Genomic DNA, 19721 nt, shown 5'->3' on the forward strand with positions numbered 1-19721 from the left:
GTGCTACTGGGCGCCTGTGGCGGCGTAGGTCCTACTGGGTGCGGTTCTCACCGCGGTAGTACTCGAAGACCCAGCCGAAGATGCCGATGAGGACCAGCGGGGCGGAGAAGTACAGCAGCCACCAGCCGACCGCGACACCCAGGAAGGCCAGGGCGCCGCCGATGGCGAGCGACAGCGGCTGCCAGCTGTGAGGGCTGAAGAAGCCCAGCTCGCCGGCGTCGTCCGCGACGTCGGCCTCCTTGTTGTCCTGGGCACCGGTGTCGACCCGCCGGGCGGTGAAGCCCAGGTAGAAGCCGACCATGATGCACAGGCCGAAGGCCAGGAAGAGCGCCGTGGTGCCGGCCGGCTCCTTCGACCACACGCCATAGACGACCGCCATGGCGAGGACGAAGACGCTCAGCCAGACGAACATCTTGCCCTGGATCTTCACTTGCCGGCCTCCTTGCTGCCCGAGATGGCGCCCGCACCGTGGCCGGCGTGCTCCAACTGCTCCAGCGCCGCGATCTCGGGGTGGTGCAGGTCGAACGCCGGGGATTCACTGCGGATCCGCGGCAGGGTGAGGAAGTTGTGCCGGGGCGGCGGGCAGGAGGTCGCCCACTCCAGGGAGCGGCCGTAACCCCACGGGTCGTCGACACCGACGGGCTTGCCGTACTTCGCCGTCTTCCACACGTTGTAGAGGAACGGCAGGATCGACAGGCCCAGGATGAACGAGCTGATCGTCGAGATCGTGTTCAGGGCGGTGAACCCGTCGGCCGCCAGATAGTCGGCGTACCGGCGCGGCATGCCCTCGGCGCCCAGCCAGTGCTGGACCAGGAAGGTGCCGTGGAAGCCGACGAACAGCGTCCAGAAGGTGATCTTGCCGAGCCGCTCGTCCAGCATCTTGCCCGTCCACTTCGGCCACCAGAAGTGGAAGCCGGAGAACATCGCGAAGACGACGGTTCCGAAGACGACGTAGTGGAAGTGCGCCACCACGAAGTACGAGTCGGAGACGTGGAAGTCCATCGGCGGCGAGGCCAGGATGACGCCCGTCAGACCACCGAAGGTGAAGGTGACGAGGAAGCCCGTCGCCCAGAGCATCGGTGTCTCGAAGGACAGTGAGCCCTTCCACATCGTGCCGATCCAGTTGAAGAACTTCACACCGGTCGGGACCGCGATGAGGAACGTCATGAAGGAGAAGAACGGCAGGAGTACACCGCCGGTGACGTACATGTGGTGGGCCCACACCGTCACGGACAGACCCGCGATCGCGATGGTCGCCGCGATCAGGCCGAAGTAACCGAACATCGGCTTGCGCGAGAAGACCGGGATGACCTCGGAGATGATGCCGAAGAACGGCAGCGCGATGATGTACACCTCTGGATGGCCGAAGAACCAGAAGAGGTGTTGCCACAGCAGCGCGCCGCCGTTGGCGGCGTCGAAGATATGGGCACCGAACTTACGGTCCGCCTCCAGGGCGAACAGCGCGGCGGCCAGCACCGGGAAGGCCAGCAGGACCAGGACACCGGTCAGCAGCACGTTCCACACGAAGATCGGCATGCGGAACATGGTCATGCCCGGCGCGCGCATGCAGATGATCGTGGTGATGAAGTTGACCGAGCCGAGGATGGTGCCGAAGCCGGAGAAGGCCAGGCCCATGATCCACATGTCGGCGCCGATCCCCGGGCTGCGGACCGCGTCCGACAGCGGGGAGTAGGCGAACCAGCCGAAGTCGGCCGCGCCGTTCGGGGTGAGGAAACCGGCGACGGCGATGAGCGAGCCGAACAGGTAGAGCCAGTAGGCGAACATGTTCAGCCGCGGGAAGGCGACGTCCGGCGCGCCGATCTGGAGCGGCATGATCCAGTTCGCGAAGCCGGCGAACAGCGGCGTCGCGAACATCAGCAGCATGATCGTGCCGTGCATCGTGAACGCCTGGTTGAACTGCTCGTTCGACATGATCTGAAGGCCCGGACGGGCCAGCTCGGCGCGCATGACGAGCGCCATCACGCCACCGATGCAGAAGAACACGAACGACGTGACCAGGTACAACGTACCGATGGTCTTGTGGTCGGTGGTGGTGAGCCACTTGACCACGACATTGCCGGGCTGCTTACGCCGGACCGGCAGCTCGTTCTCGTAGGAGCCCTCGGCTGCCGCGGCACCCTGGGGGTCGTTGAGGATGCTCACAGGTTGTTCGTCTCCCGGTTCTTCTCATGGGCGGTCTGCTCGATGCCCGCGGGAACGTAACCGGTCTGCCCCTTCTCGGCGAGTTCCTTGAGGTGCTGCTCGTAGCGCTCGGGGGAGACCACCTTGACGTTGAACAGCATCCGGGAGTGGTCCACACCGCACAGCTCGGCGCACTTGCCCAGGTAGGTGCCCTCTGCGTTGGGGACCACCTGGAAGGCGTTGGTGTGACCCGGAATGACGTCCTGCTTCATGAGGAACGGCACCACCCAGAAGGAGTGGATGACGTCACGCGAGGTGAGGACGAAGCGGACCGTCTTGCCCTCGGGGAGCCAGAGGGTCGGACCCGGGTTGTTCGTCTGCGGGTTCCGCTCGTTGGGGACACCGCAGGAGTAGACGCCGCCCGCGTCGGCGGGGAAGTCCTTCTTGAACCGGTCCGGGATCGCGGCCAGGTTCGCGTCGGTCTTCGCGTCCCCGCTGGAACCGTCGACGTTCTCGATGTAGTTGAAGCACCAGCTCCACTGGAAGCCGACCACGTTGACCGTGACGTCGGGCTTCTTCTCGAGGCTGAGCAGCTTCGACTCGTCACGTGCCGTGAAGTAGAACAGCACCGAGACGATGATGATCGGCACCACCGTGTACAGCGCCTCGATGGGCATGTTGTACCGGGTCTGCGGAGGAACTTCGACCTTCGTGCGGCTGCGCCGGTGGAAGAAAGCGCTCCACAGGATCAGGCCCCACACCAGCACACCGGTGGCGAGCGCGGCCGCCCAGGAGCCCTGCCACAGGGAGAGGATCCGCGGAGCCTCCTCTGTGACCGGGGTGGGCATGCCAAGCCGGGGGAAGTCCTTGTATGTGCAACCGGTGGCGGTCGCCAGGACCAGGCCCGCGGTCATTGCCTGCAGCAGCTTCCGACGCATCGGGCGCCGCGGCTTGGGGGTCCCGCCCACGCCATTCGGGCAGTGGGGGAGGTCGGAGCCGTTGGGACTCACGTAGCGCCTTCCCGAGAGTCTCGCCCGCGCGGTTGGCTGCGGCCTGCCTTCTCGCTGGTCGGTCGCCGCCCTGCGTCGGGCAGGGGTTTGGATGTTTATGCGGACCAAACCCTAGCCGACGCCTTCCGGGGGTTCGCGGGGAGGGTGGCATACGCGCGGCGGGTCACCCGAAAGCGCCCAGTAGCTCGGAGGTTCGGGCGCTTTGGCCGGTCCGGGCGCGTTGTCGCCGCTCTCGTACGGTTCCCCGCGGCCGTGAACCCCTGCCGTACGTTCTACCGTTGCCGTATGGCCTACTTCGACGCCGCGTCCGCCGCCCCTCTCCATCCCGTGGCCCACCAGGCGTTGTCGGCCTCGCTGGACGAGGGGTGGGCCGATCCGGGGAAGCTGTACCGGGAGGGGCGCAGGGCGCGGATCCTGCTCGACGCCGCCCGGGAGGCGGCGGCCGAGGCCGTCGGCTGCCGTCCCGGCGAACTGACGTTCACGTCCTCCGGGACCCGGGCCGTGCAGACGGGCGTGGCCGGGATGCTGACGGGCCGACGGCGGATCGGACGTCACCTGATCGTGTCATCCGTCGAGCATTCGTCGGTACTCCGTTCGGCCGAGTCGTTCGAGGCCGACGGCGGCACGGTGACCCGGCTGCCGGTGCTGCGGAGCGGGGCCGTGGAGAGCGGCGCGTACGCGGAGGCGCTGCGCCCCGACACCGCGCTGGCGTGTCTTCAGTCGGCCAATCACGAGGTGGGCACCGAACAGCCGGTCGCGGCCGTCGCCGAGGCGTGCCGGGCGGCGGGGGTGCCGTTGCTGGTGGACGCGGCCCAGTCGCTGGCGTGGGGGCGGGTGGACGGCGGCTGGTCGGCGCTGACCGCCAGTGCGCGCAAATGGGGCGGGCCTTCGGGGGTGGGGCTGCTGGTGGTGCGCAAGGGAGTGCGGTTCGCGGTCCGTGAGGCGGAGGAGTTCGGGAACCTGCCGGCCGTGGTGGCGGCCGTGGCGTCGCTGCGGGCGGTGCGGGCCGAGGCCGCCGCGGAGGCGGTACGGCTGCGGGAACTGACGGAGCGGATCCGGCTGCGGGTGCCCCAACTGGTCCCGGACGTCGAGGTCGTGGGCGATCCGCTGCGGAGGCTGCCGGGGATCGTCACGTTCTCCTGTCTGTACGTCGACGGGGAGGCGCTGCTGCACGAGCTGGACCGGGAGGGGTTCTCGGTGTCCTCGGGGTCGTCCTGCACCAGCGACACGCTGACGCCGAGCCATGTGCTGCGGGCCATGGGGGTGCTGAGCGAGGGGAACGTCCGGGTGTCCCTGCCGTTCGGCGCGGCCGAGGCGGACGTGGAGCGGTTCCTGGACGTGCTGCCGGGGGTGGTGGCCGGGGTGCGGGAGAAGCTGGGGGCGCCGGTGGCGGCGCCGGCCGCGGAGGTGCGCGCGGACTCGCTCGTGGTGGACGCGCTGGGCCGGCGGTGCCCGATCCCGGTCATCGAGCTGGCGAAGGTCATCGGGGACGTGCCGGTGGGCGGCACGGTGCGGGTGCTCTCCGACGACGAGGCGGCCCGGCTCGACATCCCGGCGTGGTGCGAGATGCGCGGGCAGGAGTACGTGGGTGAGGAACCGGCGGACCACGGTGTCGCCTATGTGGTCCGCCGGGTGTCCTGAGCCCGGGGTCCGGGCTCCGGGGTCTCAGCCGAGGTGCTTGCGGACCTCGGAGGCGGCCTCGTCGCCGTAGGCGGTGGCGAAGCGGTCCATGAAGTGGGCGCGGCGCAACTGGTACTCCTGGGTGCCGACCGTCTCGATGACGAGGGTGGCGAGCATGCAGCCGATCTGGGCGGCGCGCTCCAGGGAGACGCCCCAGACCAGACCGGACAGGAAGCCGGCCCGGAAGGCGTCGCCGACACCGGTGGGCTCGGCCTTGCGCTCCTCCTGGGGGCAGCCGACCTCGATCGGCTCCTCGCCGGCCCGCTCGACGCGGACGCCGCGCGAGCCGAGGGTGGTGACGCGGTGGCCGACCTTGCCGAGGATCTCCTCGTCGCTCCAGCCGGTCTTGGTCTCGATGAGGCCCTTCTCGTACTCGTTGGAGAAGAGGTAGGTCGCGCCGTCCAGCAGGATGCGGATCTCCTCGCCGTCCATCCGGGCGATCTGCTGGGAGAAGTCGGCGGCGAACGGGATCGTGCGCGAGCGGCACTCCTCCGTGTGGCGGAGCATGGCCTCCGGGTCGTCGGCGCCGATCAGGACCAGGTCGAGACCGCCGACCCGGTCGGCCACGGTCTTCAGCTCGATCAGCCGGGCCTCGCTCATGGCGCCGGTGTAGAAGGAGCCGATCTGGTTGTGGTCGGCGTCGGTGGTGCACACGAAGCGGGCGGTGTGCAGGGTCTCCGAGATACGGACCGACTCGGTGTCGACGCCGTGGCGGTCCAGCCACGCACGGTAGTCGTCGAAGTCGGAGCCGGCGGCGCCGACCAGCACGGGCCGGGTGCCGAGCTGCCCCATGCCGTAGGCGATGTTCGCCCCGACTCCGCCGCGCCGTACGTCCAACTGGTCGACCAGGAAGGAGAGCGAGACCGTGTGGAGCTGGTCCGCGACGAGCTGGTCGGCGAAGCGGCCAGGGAAGGTCATGAGGTGGTCGGTTGCGATGGAGCCGGTGACTGCGATGCGCACGGCGTGGACTCTCCTGTGAGGGGAGGGGGATTGACAGTTCACGCTACCCGGTGGAGCGGCACCGTTGAAGCAGTCGAAACTACCCGATAGTAGATCTTTCTTCGCGGGCTCCAGCGTGCTTACGGTTCCGCCATGACGAACCTCGATCTCCCCGCGACCGCTCCGGCCGACCTCGAAGGCGGCCTGGCGCCGCTGTGGGGCGACTGCGCCCGGATGGCTCCGCACTGGGCGGCGCCGGAGAAGGACGCCTCGCGCCCGGTCTCCCCCTCCCTCATCCACGGCGTCTCCGTCCCGGCGAGGTCGGCGAGGCTGCTGGAAGCGATGCCGGACTACGGAAACTAGCCCCTTCGGCGCTCCGAGGTAATCCCTGTGGCGCTCGGAAGGGAACCGTGCGCTCCCCCGCCGCGTCCCATCGCTGTCCCCCGTAAAGGGGATGTGGGGTACGACAGCAGGGCAGCCGAAGGAGCGATGCGGTGAACACCGAGCGACCCGAGAACGACGACGACACCGCCGCCGCGCGCGAGCCGGAACGGGCGGAGTCGGAGACGGCACCGGGATCCGGGTCCGATACGGCACCGGGCTCGGCGGAGAGCTCGGCCGGGGCCGACACGGAGTCCGGTGCCGAGGACGCCACGGCCGGGAAGACCCAGGCCGAAGCGGCGGCGGCCGAGAAGCCCGAGGCCGGGGACACCTCGGCCGACAAGCCCGAGGCCGAAGCCGCAGCGGCCGAGCAGCCCCAGGTCAAGGACATCGCGGCCGAGAAGCCGGAGGCCGACGGCGCCGGGGATGTCGGCGAAGCCGATGTCACCCCCGACGCCGCCCCGGCCGCGCCCCGCCGCCGTTCCCCCCTGCTCGTCGCCTCCGTGGCCGCCGCCGTGCTGCTGGTGGGCGGGGGCGGGGCGTATCTCACCGCGCAGGCCACCGGTGGCTCGGGCGGGCCGGGGGCGCCCTCGGGGGACGGCACTCCCCCGGCGCTCTCGCTGGACGACTACGCCGGCAAGGCGACCGACGACGGCACCCCCGGTGACACGGCCGGCATCGCGCCCGGCGAGCCGAACCCCTACGGGGTGACGTACGTGGCGGACGGCGACCTTCCCGACGGCCCCGGTACGGCGCCCGTGTACTGGGCGACGGGCTCGGTCGGCAAGGACGAGGTCGCCCGGCTGGCGAAGGCGCTCGGGGTCGCCGGGACGCCGACGGCCGACGGGGACGCCTGGAAGGTCGGCTCCGGCAACGACGGCTCGGGTCCGGTCCTGCGGGTGCGCCGGGAGGCGCCGGGTTCCTGGTCGTTCAGCCGGTACGCGCCCGGCACCGACAACTGCACCGGTTCCCTCGCCAAGTGCACCAAGGACCCGGCGGCCCCGGCCACCGCCCCGGTGAGCGAGGCGGCCGCGAAGAAGGCGGCGGCGCCGGTCCTGAAGGCCGTCGGGCAGGAGGACGCGAAGCTGGACGCGAGCCAGGTGATGGGCTCCCAGCGGATCGTGAACGCCGATCCGGCCATCGGCGGTCTGCCTTCCTACGGCTGGACGACCGGCGTCACGGTCAGCGCGCAGGGCGAGGTCGTGGGCGCCGACGGGCAGCTCGGCGCGCCGGTGAAGGGTGCCGCGTATCCGCTGCTGAGCGCCGACGAGGCGCTGGCGGCGATGAACGCGGCGCCGGGGACGGAACACCGGATGGGCATCGGCGGCTGCGCGAGCCCGGTGCCGCTGAAGGACAAGCTGGAGAGCCCCTGCGGGACGGCGACGGACCCCGCGGCCACGAAGCGGGAGACGGTCACGGTCGAGGACGCGGTGCTCGGGCTCGCCCCGCACACCTCGGGCGGCCGGCAGGTGCTCGTGCCGACCTGGCTGTTCGACGTGAAGGCGAAGGGCGCGGCGGACGGCTACCGGCTGACGCATCCGGCGGTGGAGCCGGCGTATCTGGAGTCGGCGTCGGCCTCGAAGCCCTCACCGGCGCCCAGCGCCTCCCCGGGCGAGGACCGGCGTGACGTCCGGGTCGACGGATACACGGCCGAGGGCGACGAGCTGGTCGTGAGCTTCACCGGCGGGGTGTGCGGCGACTACGCGGCGACGGCGGTCGAGTCCGGCGGCCAGGTGAAGGTCACGGTGACCGAGACGCCGTGGAAGGACAAGGTCTGCATCATGATCGCCAAGGAGTTCCACGAGACCGTGCGCCTGGACGAGCCGCTCGGTGACCGGAAGGTCGTCGGGTCGGACGGCGCGGCGATCCCGCTGGAGAAGCCGGGGGCGCGGCTGCCCCGGTGACCCGGCCCTCCTTCGCGGAGGCGTACGGAAAAGGCGGCGGCCCCCATCGAGGTGGGGGCCGCCGCCTTTCGCGTGGATCGCGGCAGCTTTAGCTGAAGGAGTCGCCGCAGGCGCAGGAGCCCGTCGCGTTCGGGTTGTCGATCGTGAAGCCCTGCTTCTCGATGGTGTCGACGAAGTCGATGGACGCGCCGCCCAGGTAGGGGGCGCTCATACGGTCGGTGACGACCTTGACGCCGTCGAAGTCCTTGACGACGTCGCCGTCGAGCGAGCGCTCGTCGAAGAAGAGCTGGTAGCGCAGGCCGGAGCAGCCGCCCGGCTGAACGGCGACGCGCAGGGCCAGGTCGTCACGGCCTTCCTGGTCGAGCAGGGCCTTGACCTTCGCCGCGGCGGCGTCGGACAGGATGATGCCGTCGGTGACGGTGCTGGTCTCGTCCGATACGGACATCTACATCTCTCCCGGGTTGTACGGAGACTGCTTGCCGACGGTTGCAACCGACGGGGCCGCGGATTCATTCCGGGCCGGGCACTTCTCTTTCGCCTGTCTCTTCATGCTCGCACACCGGCGCCGAAGCGAACAGCGACCGTGCGCTCCCCCGACGGTGGCCGCGGTGTCCTCACCGGGATTCATGTCACATCGACGCAATGACCATCGTCAAAGTGACGTGAAGCAAGCTATCATAGATAACGTCAGATAGACGAAAAGCAGAAAGGGTGCGTGACGTGACCACCGCCCAGACCACGGAACTCGACGTACAGCCGAGTCCGCTCGCCCTGTTGCTGCTCGGCCGTGAGGCCGACCCGAAGAGCGAGCGGGGTGTCGAGTGTCCCGGCGACCTGCCCTCGCCGTCGGACCCGGACCTGGTCGAGCGCGCCCGCGCGGCCAAGGAGAAGCTCGGTGACAAGGTCTTCGTGCTCGGCCACCACTACCAGCGCGACGAGGTCATCCAGTTCGCCGATGTCACGGGCGACTCCTTCAAGCTGGCCCGGGACGCGGCCGCCCGCCCGGAGGCCGAGTACATCGTCTTCTGCGGTGTGCACTTCATGGCCGAGTCCGCCGACATCCTGACGTCGGACGACCAGAAGGTGGTCCTGCCCGACCTCGCCGCCGGCTGCTCCATGGCCGACATGGCGACGGCCGAGCAGGTCGCCGAGTGCTGGGACGTGCTGACCGCGGCCGGCATAGCCGAGCAGGTCGTGCCCGTGTCGTACATGAACTCGTCCGCCGACATCAAGGCGTTCACCGGCAAGCACGGCGGCACGATCTGCACCTCCTCCAACGCCCAGCGGGCCCTGGAGTGGGCGTTCGAGCAGGGCGAGAAGATCCTGTTCCTGCCGGACCAGCACCTCGGCCGCAACACCGCCGTGCGGGACATGGGCCTGTCCCTGGAGGACTGTGTCGTCTACAACCCGCACAAGCCCGACGGCGGGCTGACCGCCCAGCAGCTCCGTGACGCGAAGATGATCCTGTGGCGCGGCCACTGCTCGGTGCACGGCCGGTTCAGCCTGGAGTCGGTCGAGGACGTCCGCGCCCGGATCCCCGGCGTGAACGTGCTGGTGCACCCCGAGTGCCGGCACGAGGTCGTAGCCGCGGCGGACTACGTCGGCTCGACCGAGTACATCATCAAGGCGCTGGAGGCGGCCCCGGCCGGCTCGAAGTGGGCCATCGGCACCGAACTGAACCTGGTCCGGCGGCTGGCGAACCGGTTCGCGCCGGAGGGCAAGGAGATCGTCTTCCTCGACAAGACGGTCTGCTTCTGCTCGACCATGAACCGCATCGACCTGCCCCACCTGGTGTGGACCCTGGAGTCCCTCGCCGACGGCAAGCTGGTCAACCGCATCGAGGTCGACCAGGAGACCGAGGCGTTCGCCAAGCTGGCCCTGGAGCGCATGCTGGCGCTGCCGTAGCCGGACCGCCGCGCACCCGCCTCACCCCGCGACCGGCTCCCGGCCGGGGTGACGCGGGTCCAGCGTGAAGACGGTGCCGTCGGGGGCGAGGACGACCAGGGCGCCGTCGGCGCGGAAGACCCGTGCCTGGTGGTAGCTGGTGTCGATGACCTGCTCGGCGCGCGCCGGGGACTCCCACAGCAGTCGCCCGGTCGCCGCGTCGAGCGCGGCCACCCGCCCGGAGGCGCTGGCCGCGAACAGGGTGCGGCCCCGCGCGTCGGCGACCATCCCGCCGGGCTGCTGGAGCGTGGTCGAGGTCGTCCACAGCCGCTTGCCCGTCTTCGGCGCGTAGGCGGTCATCCGGCCGCTGGAGGAGGCGAGGCAGAGCACGCCGCCCGCCGCCGTCGCCTCGCCGCGCGTGCCGTCCGGCAGGTTCCGCCGCCGTACCGACCCGGTGTCCGGGTCGATCAGCACGACCTCGCTGTGGACCGAGTCCCCGGAGACCGGCTCGTCCTGCCGGCCGGACGCCACGAAGACCAGATCGCCGCCGGTGACCCCGACGTGTTCGAGGTCGTCCGGCACGGCCACCTCGCGGGTCGTGCCGTCGTCCGGGTCCAGGGCGTAGAACACGTTCCGCATCGGTGAGCCGGCGTCGAGACAGCCCGCGTACGGCACGCCCCCGAGGTCGTGGAAGGCGCAGGAGTAGGTCGGCCCGGCGGGCAGGTCCGCGGTCCAGCGCGCGCGGCCGTCGCGCGGGTCGCGGGCCGTGACGCGCTTGCCGTCCGGAGTGAGCACCAGAGCGCCGACGAGGGCGGGCTCGACCTCCCGTCCGCCCAGTGTGCGGGACCAGAGCCGCTCGCCGGTGCGGGTGTCGAGGGCCAGGACCGTGGCCGTCGGGTCGCCGCCGGTGTCGCTCACCACCGACTGGAGGACCAGCAGCGCCCCGTCGTGCTCCCCGAGGACCGTGCTGTCGTACGTGTCCATCGGCACGCCCGAGGGCACCGAGTCGGCGCGCCAGCCGCGTCGGCCGTCGGTCGCGTCGATACGGACGGGGAGCACCCCGTTGCCGCCGCAGTACAGGGCGTCCTTGCCCATCGCGCAGGACAGGTTGGTGCCGAGGGAGCTTCCGTTGTCGTTCATCGGCCGGGTCACGCCGGAGAGCGCGGCCCCGTAGAGCGAGGTCCGCCACGGCTTCCAGCCGGCCGGCAGCGGGTCCCAGCGGGAGGCGGCGGGGCGGGCGGGGGCGTCCGGCGCCGCGTTCGCGTCGCCCCGCCGGAAGGGGTCGAACAGGAGGTAGCCGGTGAGCGCCACGGCCAGCACGGCGGCCACCCCCGCCAGGACCGGCCACCGGCGCGCCCGGCTCCCGCGGGCCGGGCGGGGTGCGGCGCCGGCCTGGGTGGGCTCCTCGCGGGCGGCGGGGTCGGGAGGCAGCCGGAGAGTCACCGTGCGGGTGTCGTCCGCCGCCGGTTCGGGCAGCGCCTCGGCGAACTCCGGTCCGAGTTCCGCCAGTTCGGGCCGGTCGCCGGGCTCCTTGGCGAGGCAGCGGGTCAGCACCGCGCGCAGCGGCTCGGCGACGGCGTCCACCTCGGGTTCCTCGTGCATGACCCGGTACGCCGTCAGATAGGGGCTCTCGGCGTCGAAGGGGCCGCGGCCGGTCGCCGCGAACACCAGCAGCGCGCCGAGGGAGAACACGTCCGAGGCGGGGCCGACCGAGCGGGGGTCCGTGAACTGCTCCGGGGACATGAACGGCGGGGTGCCGATCGCGTGGCCGGTCTCGGTGAGGGTCTGGTTCCCGGCGGCGCGGGAGATGCCGAAGTCGATGACGCGGGGGCCGTCCTCGGCCATCAGGACGTTGGCGGGCTTGAGGTCGCGGTGGACCACCCCGGCCCGGTGGATGTCGCGCAGCGCCTCCACCAGCCCCAGGGCCAGCAGGCGCAGTTCGGCGCCCTTGAGCGGGCCGCCGTCGCGGATCCGGGCGGACAGCGCCGGTCCCGGCACGTACTGGGTGGCCATCCAGGGCCGTTCGGCCTCCGGGTCGGCGTCCACGACCGGGGCGGTGAAGGCGCCGCTGACCCTGCGGACGGCGGCGATCTCCTGCCGGAACCGGGCGCGGAAGACGTCGTCCTGCGCGTACTGGGCGTGGACCACCTTGACGGCGACCTCACGGCCCGACCGGGAGCGGCCCAGGTAGACGACGCCCATTCCCCCGGAGCCGAGGCGGTCGACGATCCGGTGTCCGCCGAGCGCCTTCGGATCGTCCTTGTGCAGCGGCAACGCCCCTGTTCCCTTCCCCCGCCGAGCAGTTCGCGTTCACAGGATAGAAAACCCGTGCGGGGGAAGGGACATCGGCGCGGCCGGGGCCGGAGTCCGGTCAGACTCCGGCGGGTTCCGGCGTCTTCTCGGGCTCCGCCGTCTGCCGCTTGGCGGCGCGCTTGTCCGCCCGGCGCTCCTTGCGGAGTTCCAGCATGGCGTAGAGCGTCGGGACGAGGAGCAGGGTGAGCAGGGTCGAGGTGATCAGACCGCCGATCACGACCACCGCCAGCGGCTGGGCGATGAAACCGCCCTCGCCGGTGACGCCCAACGCCATCGGGAGCAGGGCGAAGATGGTCGCCAGCGCCGTCATCAGGATCGGGCGCAGCCGGTGGCGGCCGCCCTCGACGACGGCCTCGACGACGCCGTAGCCCTGGGCCCGGTACTGGTTGATGAGGTCGATCAGGACGATCGCGTTGGTCACCACGATGCCGATGAGCATCAGCATGCCGATCATCGCCGGGACGCCCATCGGGGTGCCGGTGGCGATCAGCAGGCCGATCGCGCCGGTGGCCGCGAACGGGATGGAGACCAGCAGGATCAGCGGCTGGGCGAGCGAGCGGAAGGTCGCGACCAGCAGCATGAAGACGATCGCGATCGCCGCGAGCATCGCGAGGCCCAGGTTGGCGAAGGCGTCGTCCTGGTCCTGGCTGACCCCGCCGATCTCGGCGGTGGCGCCCGCCGGGAGCTTCAGGGCGGTGATCTCGGCCTGGAGCTTCGTGCTCACCGCGCCGGTGTTGTCGCCGGTCGGGCGGGCGGTGACGGTGGCGGCGCGCTGGCCGTCGATCCGGGTCATGGCGACGGGTCCGTCGACCAGTTCGACCGTGGCGACGTCGGACAGCTTCACCGCGCCCAGGCGGAGGTTCTTCAGCTCGGCCAGGGTGGTGGCGGGCTTCGCCGAGGTGATCACGACGTCGCGCTCGGTGTCGTCGAGGATCGCCTTGGCCGCCGGGGTGCCGCGGACCGCCTGGGCGACCGCCGCGCCGAGGGTGCGGTCGTCGAACCCGGCCGCGGCGGCCTTGTCGTTGGCCTTGACCGAGACGCGGGGCACGCTCTGCGAGAGGTCGCTGGTCACGTCGGTGACGTGGTCGATCCCCGCCACGGTCTTGCGGACCTGCTCGGCGGCGGTGCGCAGCACATCGGCGTCGGCCGCCTTGACGACGACGCTCAGGTCCTGGCTGCCGAAGCCGTCACCGGCGGCGACGGTGGTGGTGCCGATGCCGTCGAGCTTCTTCAGCCCGTCCTCGATCCGGCCCTGGACGTCGTCGTAGGACGCGGAGTCCTCCAGCATGACCTGGTAGGACGCCTGGTTGGTGTCCGTGCCGCCGCCGAAGGCCGCCATGAAGCCGGAGGAGCCGATGGTGACCTGGTAGTCCTTGACGCCGTCGGTGGCGCCGAGCAGCTTCTCGACCTTGCGCGCCTGGGCGTCGGTCGCGGCGAGGCTGGTGCCGGGCGCCAGCTTCTGCTTCACCGTCAGGACCTGCTGCTCGCCCTGGTCGAAGAAGTTCGTCTTGAGCAGCGGCGCCATGCCGAAGGTGCCGAGCAGGACGACGACGGCGATGGCCACGCTGGTCAGCCGGCGCCGGGTCGCGAACCGCAGGACGGGGACGTAGAAGCGCTGGAGGCGGCTCTTCGCCTCCTTCTCCTCGGCCGCGCGGCGGGCCTCCGCGGCGTCCTCGGGGGTGCCCTTGGGGGCGCGCAGGAACCAGAACGACAGCACCGGGACGACCGTCAGCGAGACCAGCAGGGAGGCCAGCAGGGCCGCCGTGACGGTGAGGCTGAACGAGCCGAACAGGGCGCCCACCATGCCGCCGACCAGGCCGATCGGCAGGAACACGGCGACCGTGGTGAGGGTGGAGGAGGTGACCGCGCCGGCCACCTCGCGCACCGCGGTGATGATCGCGGCTTGGCGCTCCTCGCCGTAGCCGAGGTGGCGCTTGATGTTCTCCAGGACGACGATCGAGTCGTCGACGACCCGGCCGATCGCGATGGTCAGCGCGCCCAGGGTCAGCATGTTCAGGGAGAGGTCGCGCGTCCACAGGACGATCAGCGCCAGCACCACGGACAGCGGGATGGAGACGGCCGTCACCAGGGTGGAGCGGACCGACGCCAGGAAGACCAGGATGACCAGGACCGCGAAGAGCAGACCGAGCGCGCCCTCGGTGGTGAGGCCGTCGATGGCCTGGGACACGGCCGGGCCCTGGTCGCTGACGACGGTGATCGCCGCGCCGGAGCCGAGGTCCGCGCGCAGGGCGGGGAGCTTGTCCTCGACGGCCTCCGAGATGGCGACGGCGCTGCCGTCGTGGTCCATGGTGACCATGACGGCGAGGCTGGGCCTGCCGTTCGTACGGGTGATGGAGTCGGCCGGGGCCTCCTCCTGGCGCACGGCGGCCACGTCACCGAGCCGGACCGGCTTCCCGCCGCTCGCGCGGGCGATGCGCAGGTCCTCGATCTGGGCGACCGAGGTGTAGCCGCCGCCGACCCGGACGGTGCGGTTGGCGCCGGCCTCGTCGAAGGAGCCGGCCGGGACGGTCGCGCCGCCCGCCTCCAGGGCCTGGCTCAGGGACAGCGTGGTCAGACCGGCCTTGGCGAGCTTCGCCGGGTCGGGGGTGACCGAGACCTGGAGGTCGCGGACGCCGGTGACGGCGACCTGGCCGACGCCGTCGATGCCCTTCAGGGCCGGGACGACGGTGGTGTCGAGCTGGTCGGCGAGCGCCTGCTGGTCCTTGCCGGAGGTGACGGCGAGGACGACGGTCGGCATGTCGTCGGTGGAACCGGCGACGACCTGCGGGTCCACCGTGTCGGGCAGCCGCACCCGGGCCCGGTTGACGGCCTGCTGGACGTCGGCGACGAGGCGCTCGGTGTCGTTGCCGTAGTCGAAGGACGCCACGACGAGCGCGTTGCCCTCGCTGGCGGTGGAGGTGACGCCGGTGATGCCGTCGACGCCCTCCAGGCTGTCCTCGATGGGCTCGACGACCTGCTTCTCGACGACGTCCGGGGCGGCGCCCTGGTAGGGGGCGAGCACGGACACCATCGGCAGTTCGATGGTGGGCAGCAACTGCTGCTTGAGCTGCGGGATGGCGATCGCGCCGAAGACGAGGGCGACGAGGGACATCAGGGCTATCAGGGACCGTTGCGCGAGACTGAATCTCGACAGCCAGGACATGGGCGGCGGGTCTCTCTTCGGCAGGCGTGGCGGGGGGACGGGTCCGGTCGGTGCCGGGGGACGGATGTGGTTCTCACACCCTGGGCCATCGCCGGACGCCGATCCGTAAGCCCCAGGTCCATTTCCTTATCCGGCTCCTACTCCGCCCGCAGTACGCGGCGAGCGGTCAGTCCACCCTCGGGCGTACCAGCCCGGACTCGTACGCGATCACCACGAGCTGGGCCCGGTCCCGCGCGCCCAGCTTGGCCATGGCCCGGTTGACGTGCGTCTTCACCGTCAGCGGGCTGACCTCCAGACGCTCGGCGATCTCGTCGTTGGAGTGTCCGCCGGCGACCTGGACGAGGACCTCGCGCTCGCGGACGGTCAGCGCGTCGAGGCGCTCGGCGCGGGCCGGGTCGCGATGGTCGCCCAGCGCGTCGCCCTGGGCGAGGAAACGGGCGATCAGCCCCTTGGTGGCGGCCGGCGAGAGCAGCGCCTCACCGCCGGCGGCGATCCGGATGGCGTTCAGCAGTTCCTCGGGTTCGCTGCCCTTGCCGAGGAACCCGGAGGCGCCCGCGCGCAGCGACTGCACCACGTAGTCGTCGACCTCGAAGGTCGTCAGGATGACCACCCGCACCTGGGCCAGCTCCGGGTCGGCGCTGATCAGCCGGGTCGCGGCGAGGCCGTCCGTGCCGGGCATCCGGATGTCCATGAGGACGACGTCGGGGCGCTCCCGCCCGGCCAGCCGGACCGCCTCCGCGCCGTCGGACGCCTCGCCGACCACCTCCATGTCGGGCTCGGAGTCGACGAGCACCCGGAACGCGCTGCGCAGCAGGGCCTGGTCGTCGGCGAGCAGGACACGGATGGTCATACGGGGTCCTTCGCGTCGGCGGTGCGGGGTTTGACGGGCAGGATCGCATGGACGCGGAAGCCGCCTCCGTAGCGGGGCCCGGTGGTGAGGGTGCCGCGCAGCGCGGTGACGCGTTCGCGCATGCCGAGCAGACCGTGACCGCCGCCCTGCTGCGGTCCTGGCGCGCTTTGAGGGCCGTCGTCTGTCCCGTCGTCCAGGACGGTGACCTCCAGGCTCGGTCCGACGCGGACGACGCTGACCTCGGCCCTGGCGGCCGGGCCGGCGTGTTTCTGCACGTTGGTGAGGGCCTCCTGGATGACCCGGTAGGCGGCCAGGTCGACGGCGGCGGGGAGCGTGGTGCCGTCGTCGGAGCGGGCGACCTCGACCTGGAGTCCGGCGCTGCGGAACGTGCCGGCGAGTTCGTCGAGGCGGTCGAGGCCCGGCGCCGGTTCGGTGGGGGCCTCGGGGTCGCCGGACTGGCGCAGCAGGCCGACGGTGGCCCGCAGTTCGTTCAGGGCGGAGCGGCTGGCCTCGCGGACGTGGGCGAGGGCCTCCTTGGCCTGGTCGGGCCGTTTGTCCATGACATGGGCGGCGACCCCGGCCTGCACATTGACGAGGGCGATGTGGTGGGCGACGACGTCGTGCAGGTCCCGGGCGATGCGCAGCCGCTCCTCGGCGACCCGGCGGCGGGCCTCCTCCTCCCGGGTGCGCTCGGCGCGCTCGGCCCGCTCCCGGATGGCCTGCACGACGGCGCGCCGGCTGCGCACGGCGTCCCCGGCGGTGGCGCCGATGCCGGTCCAGGCGAGGATCCCGAGGTTCTCCTGGGCGTACCAGGGCAGGGGTCCGGCGAGCATGGCGGCGCCGGTGAGGACGGTCATGGTGAGCAGTCCGGCCCGCCAGGTGGTGGGGCGGTCGGTGGTGGCGGCGACGGTGAAGAGGGCGACGACGGCGGACATCGCGACGGGGGCGCGGGGGTCGCCGGTGACGGACTCGGCGACGGAGACGGTGCCGGTGACGGCGAGGACGGCCATGGGGGCGCGGCGCCGGAAGACGAGGGCGGCCGCGCCGAGGGTCATCAGCAGCAGGCTGAGGGGGTCGGGGGGGCGGATGCGCCAGCTCACGCTGTGGCCGCTGTGCGGGTCCACGAAGGAGCCGGCGAGCATGCACAGCAGGACGCCCGCGGCGAGCGCGGCGTCCGCCGCGAGGGGGTGCGCCGTGAGCTGGCGCTGGGCTCGGGCGAGGGGGGTCACTGGGGAGCTACCGTCGCTTTCCGTGCCGGGTCCGGGGGCGCGCGCCCAGCACCTCGCCGCGACCCCTCAGGGGACCACCCGGGGAACCCCCTGGAGCCCCCGGGGATCCCCCGGAAGCCGCCCGGGGATCCCCCCGGAGTCACCCGGGAATCAGTCCGGAGTCAGCCGGGGATCAGTCCGTCGTCGCTGAGCATCTCGCGGACCTCCGCGAGGCTCGCGTCCGGGGCCGGGAGGATCAGCTCCGACGGTTCCAGGGCGTCGTCCGGCAGGGGGTCGCCGAGGCGGCGGACGGCGTCGAGGAGAGCGCCGAGCGTGCGCTGGAAGCCCGCGTCGTCGCCGCTCTCCATCTCCTGCAGCAGGTCGTCGTCCAGCGTGTTCAGCTCGGCGAAGTGGGAGTCGGCCAGCTTCCACTGGCCCTCCCCCATGATCCGCACGATCATGATCGGCCTCCTCGGCTCCGGGCCCCGGCGCCGGACGGCGGCTCCTGCCTGCCGTCTACTGCTTGTCGAAGCGCGGGGTGTCCTGCGGCTGCTGCTGGGGCTGCGCCTGGTTGGTGCCGCCTTCGATGGCCTGCTGCCCCGCGGAGGGGCCGCCGGCCAGCTCGGCCTTCATCCGCTGAAGCTCCAGCTCTACATCCGTACCACCGGAGAGGCGGTCCAGCTCGGCCTGGAGGTCGTCCTTGGCGATGCCCGTCGGGTCGTCGAGGGCGCCGGAGGCGAGCAGTTCGTCGAGGGCGCCGGCGCGGGCCTGGAGCTGGGCGGTCTTGTCCTCGGCGCGCTGGATGGCCAGGCCGACGTCGCCCATCTCCTCGGAGATGCCGGAGAACGCCTCGCCGATGCGCGTCTGCGCCTGGGCGGCCGTGTAGGTGGCCTTGATGGTCTCCTTCTTCGTACGGAAGGCGTCGACCTTGGCCTGGAGCCGCTGGGCCGCGAGGGTGAGCTTCTCCTCCTCGCCCTGGAGCGTGGCGTGCTGGGTCTCCAGGTCGGTGACCTGCTGCTGGAGGGCGGCGCGGCGGGACAGCGCCTCGCGGGCGAGGTCCTCCCGGCCGAGCGCGAGGGCCTTGCGCCCCTGGTCCTCCAGCTTGGCGGACTGCGACTGGAGCTGGTTGAGCTGGAGCTCCAGCCGCTTGCGGGAGGTGGCCACATCGGCGACACCCCGGCGGACCTTCTGGAGCAGTTCGAGCTGCTTCTGGTACGAGTAGTCGAGGGTCTCGCGCGGGTCCTCGGCCCGGTCAAGGGCCTTGTTCGCCTTCGCGCGGAAGATCATCCCCATACGCTTCATGACACCGCTCATGGGCTTCGCGCGCCCCCTTCTGACGGACAGCTCCACAGGTCTGCGACAGGACCCAGAGTACGGGCCCTGCATCCATTGACGCACTGTTCGGGGACGGATGTGCTCATCCCCAAGGACGACTGACCACGGCTTTGCTCCGGCGCAAGGAGTAGGTGACCTTCAGGGGTGAGCGCTCGGATCCACCGGGTCCGTCCCCACTACAGACGAATGGTGTTGCCGGATCGTTCCCCACGGGACTGGGGTCCATGCCCGGGGAGCGCTTACCCTTGGGTTTTGTGTTCCGTAGCCGTGCCAAGGAAGAGAAGGCCCCCGCCGACAAGGCCGTGGTGACCGACTCCAGTCAGCCCCGTCATCCGCAGGCCCCCAAGGGCCGGCCCACGCCCAAGCGGAGTGAGGCCCAATCCCAGCGTCGCAGCGTGGCCAACACGCCCATGACGCGCAAGGAGGCCGCCAAGCGCCAGCGTGACGAGCGCCGTGCCCAGATGGACCGCCAGCGCCAGGCCCTCGCGGGCGGCGACGAGCGCTATCTGCCGGTCCGCGACAAGGGTCCCGTGCGCAAGTTCGCCCGTGACTACATCGACTCGCGCTTCAACGTGGCGGAGTTCTTCCTGCCGATGGCCGTGGTCATCCTGGTGCTCAGCATGATCCGGGTGGGTTCGCTCCAGAGCATCGCGCTGCTGCTGTGGCTGGTCGTGATCGTGCTCATCGTGCTCGACTCGATCCTCACGGGCTTCCGGCTGCGCAAGAAGCTCACCGAGCGCTTCCCCGACGACAACCGGCGGGGCGCGGTGGCCTACGCGCTGATGCGCTCCCTCCAGATGCGTCGGCTCCGGCTGCCCAAGCCGCAGGTCAAGCGCGGAGAGCGACCCTGAGCACTGCGGCTTTCTCCGGGGGAGCGGCCGAGGCCTGGCTGAACAAGCTGGGCGGGCTGCG

The 19721-nt window shown here is 71.4% G+C and carries 16 protein-coding genes; 5 read left to right on the top strand and 11 right to left on the bottom strand.

What is annotated here, in order from left to right:
- Positions 1–31: 31 nt before the first annotated feature.
- Genes AFM16_RS11265 through ctaC form a run of 3 tightly spaced genes read right to left on the bottom strand, consistent with a single transcriptional unit; the run spans position 32 to position 3152 of the window.
- Positions 32–430, bottom strand: coding sequence for a cytochrome c oxidase subunit 4 (locus tag AFM16_RS11265; protein ID WP_030794572.1), 399 nt, complete (start codon positions 428–430; stop codon positions 32–34).
- Positions 427–2163, bottom strand: coding sequence for an aa3-type cytochrome oxidase subunit I (gene ctaD / locus AFM16_RS11270; protein ID WP_030794569.1), 1737 nt, complete (start codon positions 2161–2163; stop codon positions 427–429). Before ctaD ends, AFM16_RS11265 begins: the two co-directional genes overlap by 4 nt.
- Positions 2160–3152 (bottom strand): aa3-type cytochrome oxidase subunit II, encoded by a 993-nt coding sequence (gene ctaC, locus AFM16_RS11275; RefSeq protein WP_370628031.1) that lies wholly within the window; start codon positions 3150–3152, stop codon positions 2160–2162. Before ctaC ends, ctaD begins: the two co-directional genes overlap by 4 nt.
- Before the next feature lie 285 nt (positions 3153–3437).
- Here ctaC and AFM16_RS11280 point away from each other — a divergent pair, with 285 nt between their 5' ends.
- Entirely contained in the window at positions 3438–4793 is a 1356-nt protein-coding gene (locus AFM16_RS11280; protein WP_078633204.1) for a cysteine desulfurase/sulfurtransferase TusA family protein, read from the top strand.
- Positions 4794–4817: 24 nt separating this feature from the next.
- Here AFM16_RS11280 and AFM16_RS11285 read toward each other — a convergent pair whose 3' ends face one another.
- On the bottom strand, positions 4818–5792 hold the full coding sequence (locus AFM16_RS11285; RefSeq protein ID WP_030794560.1) for a carbohydrate kinase family protein: 975 nt from the start codon (positions 5790–5792) through the stop codon (positions 4818–4820).
- Positions 5793–5924: 132 nt separating this feature from the next.
- Between AFM16_RS11285 and AFM16_RS11290 the strand changes: the two genes are divergently transcribed.
- Both AFM16_RS11290 and AFM16_RS11295 read left to right on the top strand, forming a co-directional pair.
- Positions 5925–6134, top strand: coding sequence for a hypothetical protein (locus AFM16_RS11290; protein ID WP_030794557.1), 210 nt, complete (start codon positions 5925–5927; stop codon positions 6132–6134).
- A gap of 131 nt (positions 6135–6265) precedes the next feature.
- Entirely contained in the window at positions 6266–8056 is a 1791-nt protein-coding gene (locus tag AFM16_RS11295) for a hypothetical protein (RefSeq protein ID WP_078633205.1), read from the top strand.
- A gap of 88 nt (positions 8057–8144) precedes the next feature.
- On the opposite strand, the gene AFM16_RS11300 is transcribed toward AFM16_RS11295, so the two are convergent.
- Entirely contained in the window at positions 8145–8501 is a 357-nt protein-coding gene (locus AFM16_RS11300) for a HesB/IscA family protein (RefSeq protein ID WP_030794551.1), read from the bottom strand.
- A 275-nt stretch (positions 8502–8776) separates the two neighbouring features.
- On the opposite strand from AFM16_RS11300, the gene nadA reads away from it, so the two are divergent.
- Positions 8777–9961: a quinolinate synthase NadA gene (gene nadA / locus AFM16_RS11305; protein WP_030794548.1), complete on the top strand. Its 1185-nt coding sequence runs from the start codon at positions 8777–8779 to the stop codon at positions 9959–9961.
- A gap of 21 nt (positions 9962–9982) precedes the next feature.
- On the opposite strand, the gene AFM16_RS11310 is transcribed toward nadA, so the two are convergent.
- From AFM16_RS11310 to AFM16_RS11335, 6 genes are all read right to left on the bottom strand, one after another.
- A complete protein-coding gene (locus tag AFM16_RS11310) occupies positions 9983–12214 on the bottom strand; it encodes a serine/threonine-protein kinase (protein WP_078633206.1) in 2232 nt (743 codons plus the stop codon).
- A 97-nt stretch (positions 12215–12311) separates the two neighbouring features.
- Positions 12312–15416, bottom strand: coding sequence for an efflux RND transporter permease subunit (locus AFM16_RS11315; RefSeq protein WP_078633207.1), 3105 nt, complete (start codon positions 15414–15416; stop codon positions 12312–12314).
- 166 nt (positions 15417–15582) lie between these two features.
- A complete protein-coding gene (locus tag AFM16_RS11320) occupies positions 15583–16266 on the bottom strand; it encodes a response regulator (protein WP_030794541.1) in 684 nt (227 codons plus the stop codon).
- On the bottom strand, positions 16263–17495 hold the full coding sequence (locus tag AFM16_RS11325) for a sensor histidine kinase (RefSeq protein WP_078633208.1): 1233 nt from the start codon (positions 17493–17495) through the stop codon (positions 16263–16265). Before AFM16_RS11325 ends, AFM16_RS11320 begins: the two co-directional genes overlap by 4 nt.
- 161 nt (positions 17496–17656) lie before the next feature.
- Positions 17657–17935, bottom strand: a complete 279-nt coding sequence (gene pspAA, locus AFM16_RS11330) for a PspA-associated protein PspAA (RefSeq protein ID WP_078633209.1) — start codon at positions 17933–17935, stop codon at positions 17657–17659.
- Positions 17936–17990: 55 nt separating this feature from the next.
- A complete protein-coding gene (locus AFM16_RS11335; protein ID WP_245177963.1) occupies positions 17991–18767 on the bottom strand; it encodes a PspA/IM30 family protein in 777 nt (258 codons plus the stop codon).
- A 266-nt stretch (positions 18768–19033) separates the two neighbouring features.
- On the opposite strand from AFM16_RS11335, the gene AFM16_RS11340 reads away from it, so the two are divergent.
- Complete coding sequence (locus AFM16_RS11340) at positions 19034–19660, top strand: DUF3043 domain-containing protein (protein ID WP_078633211.1); 627 nt, start codon at positions 19034–19036, stop codon at positions 19658–19660.
- The last annotated feature ends 61 nt before the right edge of the window (positions 19661–19721 follow it).

Source organism: Streptomyces antibioticus, from assembly GCF_002019855.1.
Lineage (GTDB): Bacteria > Actinomycetota > Actinomycetes > Streptomycetales > Streptomycetaceae > Streptomyces > Streptomyces antibioticus_B.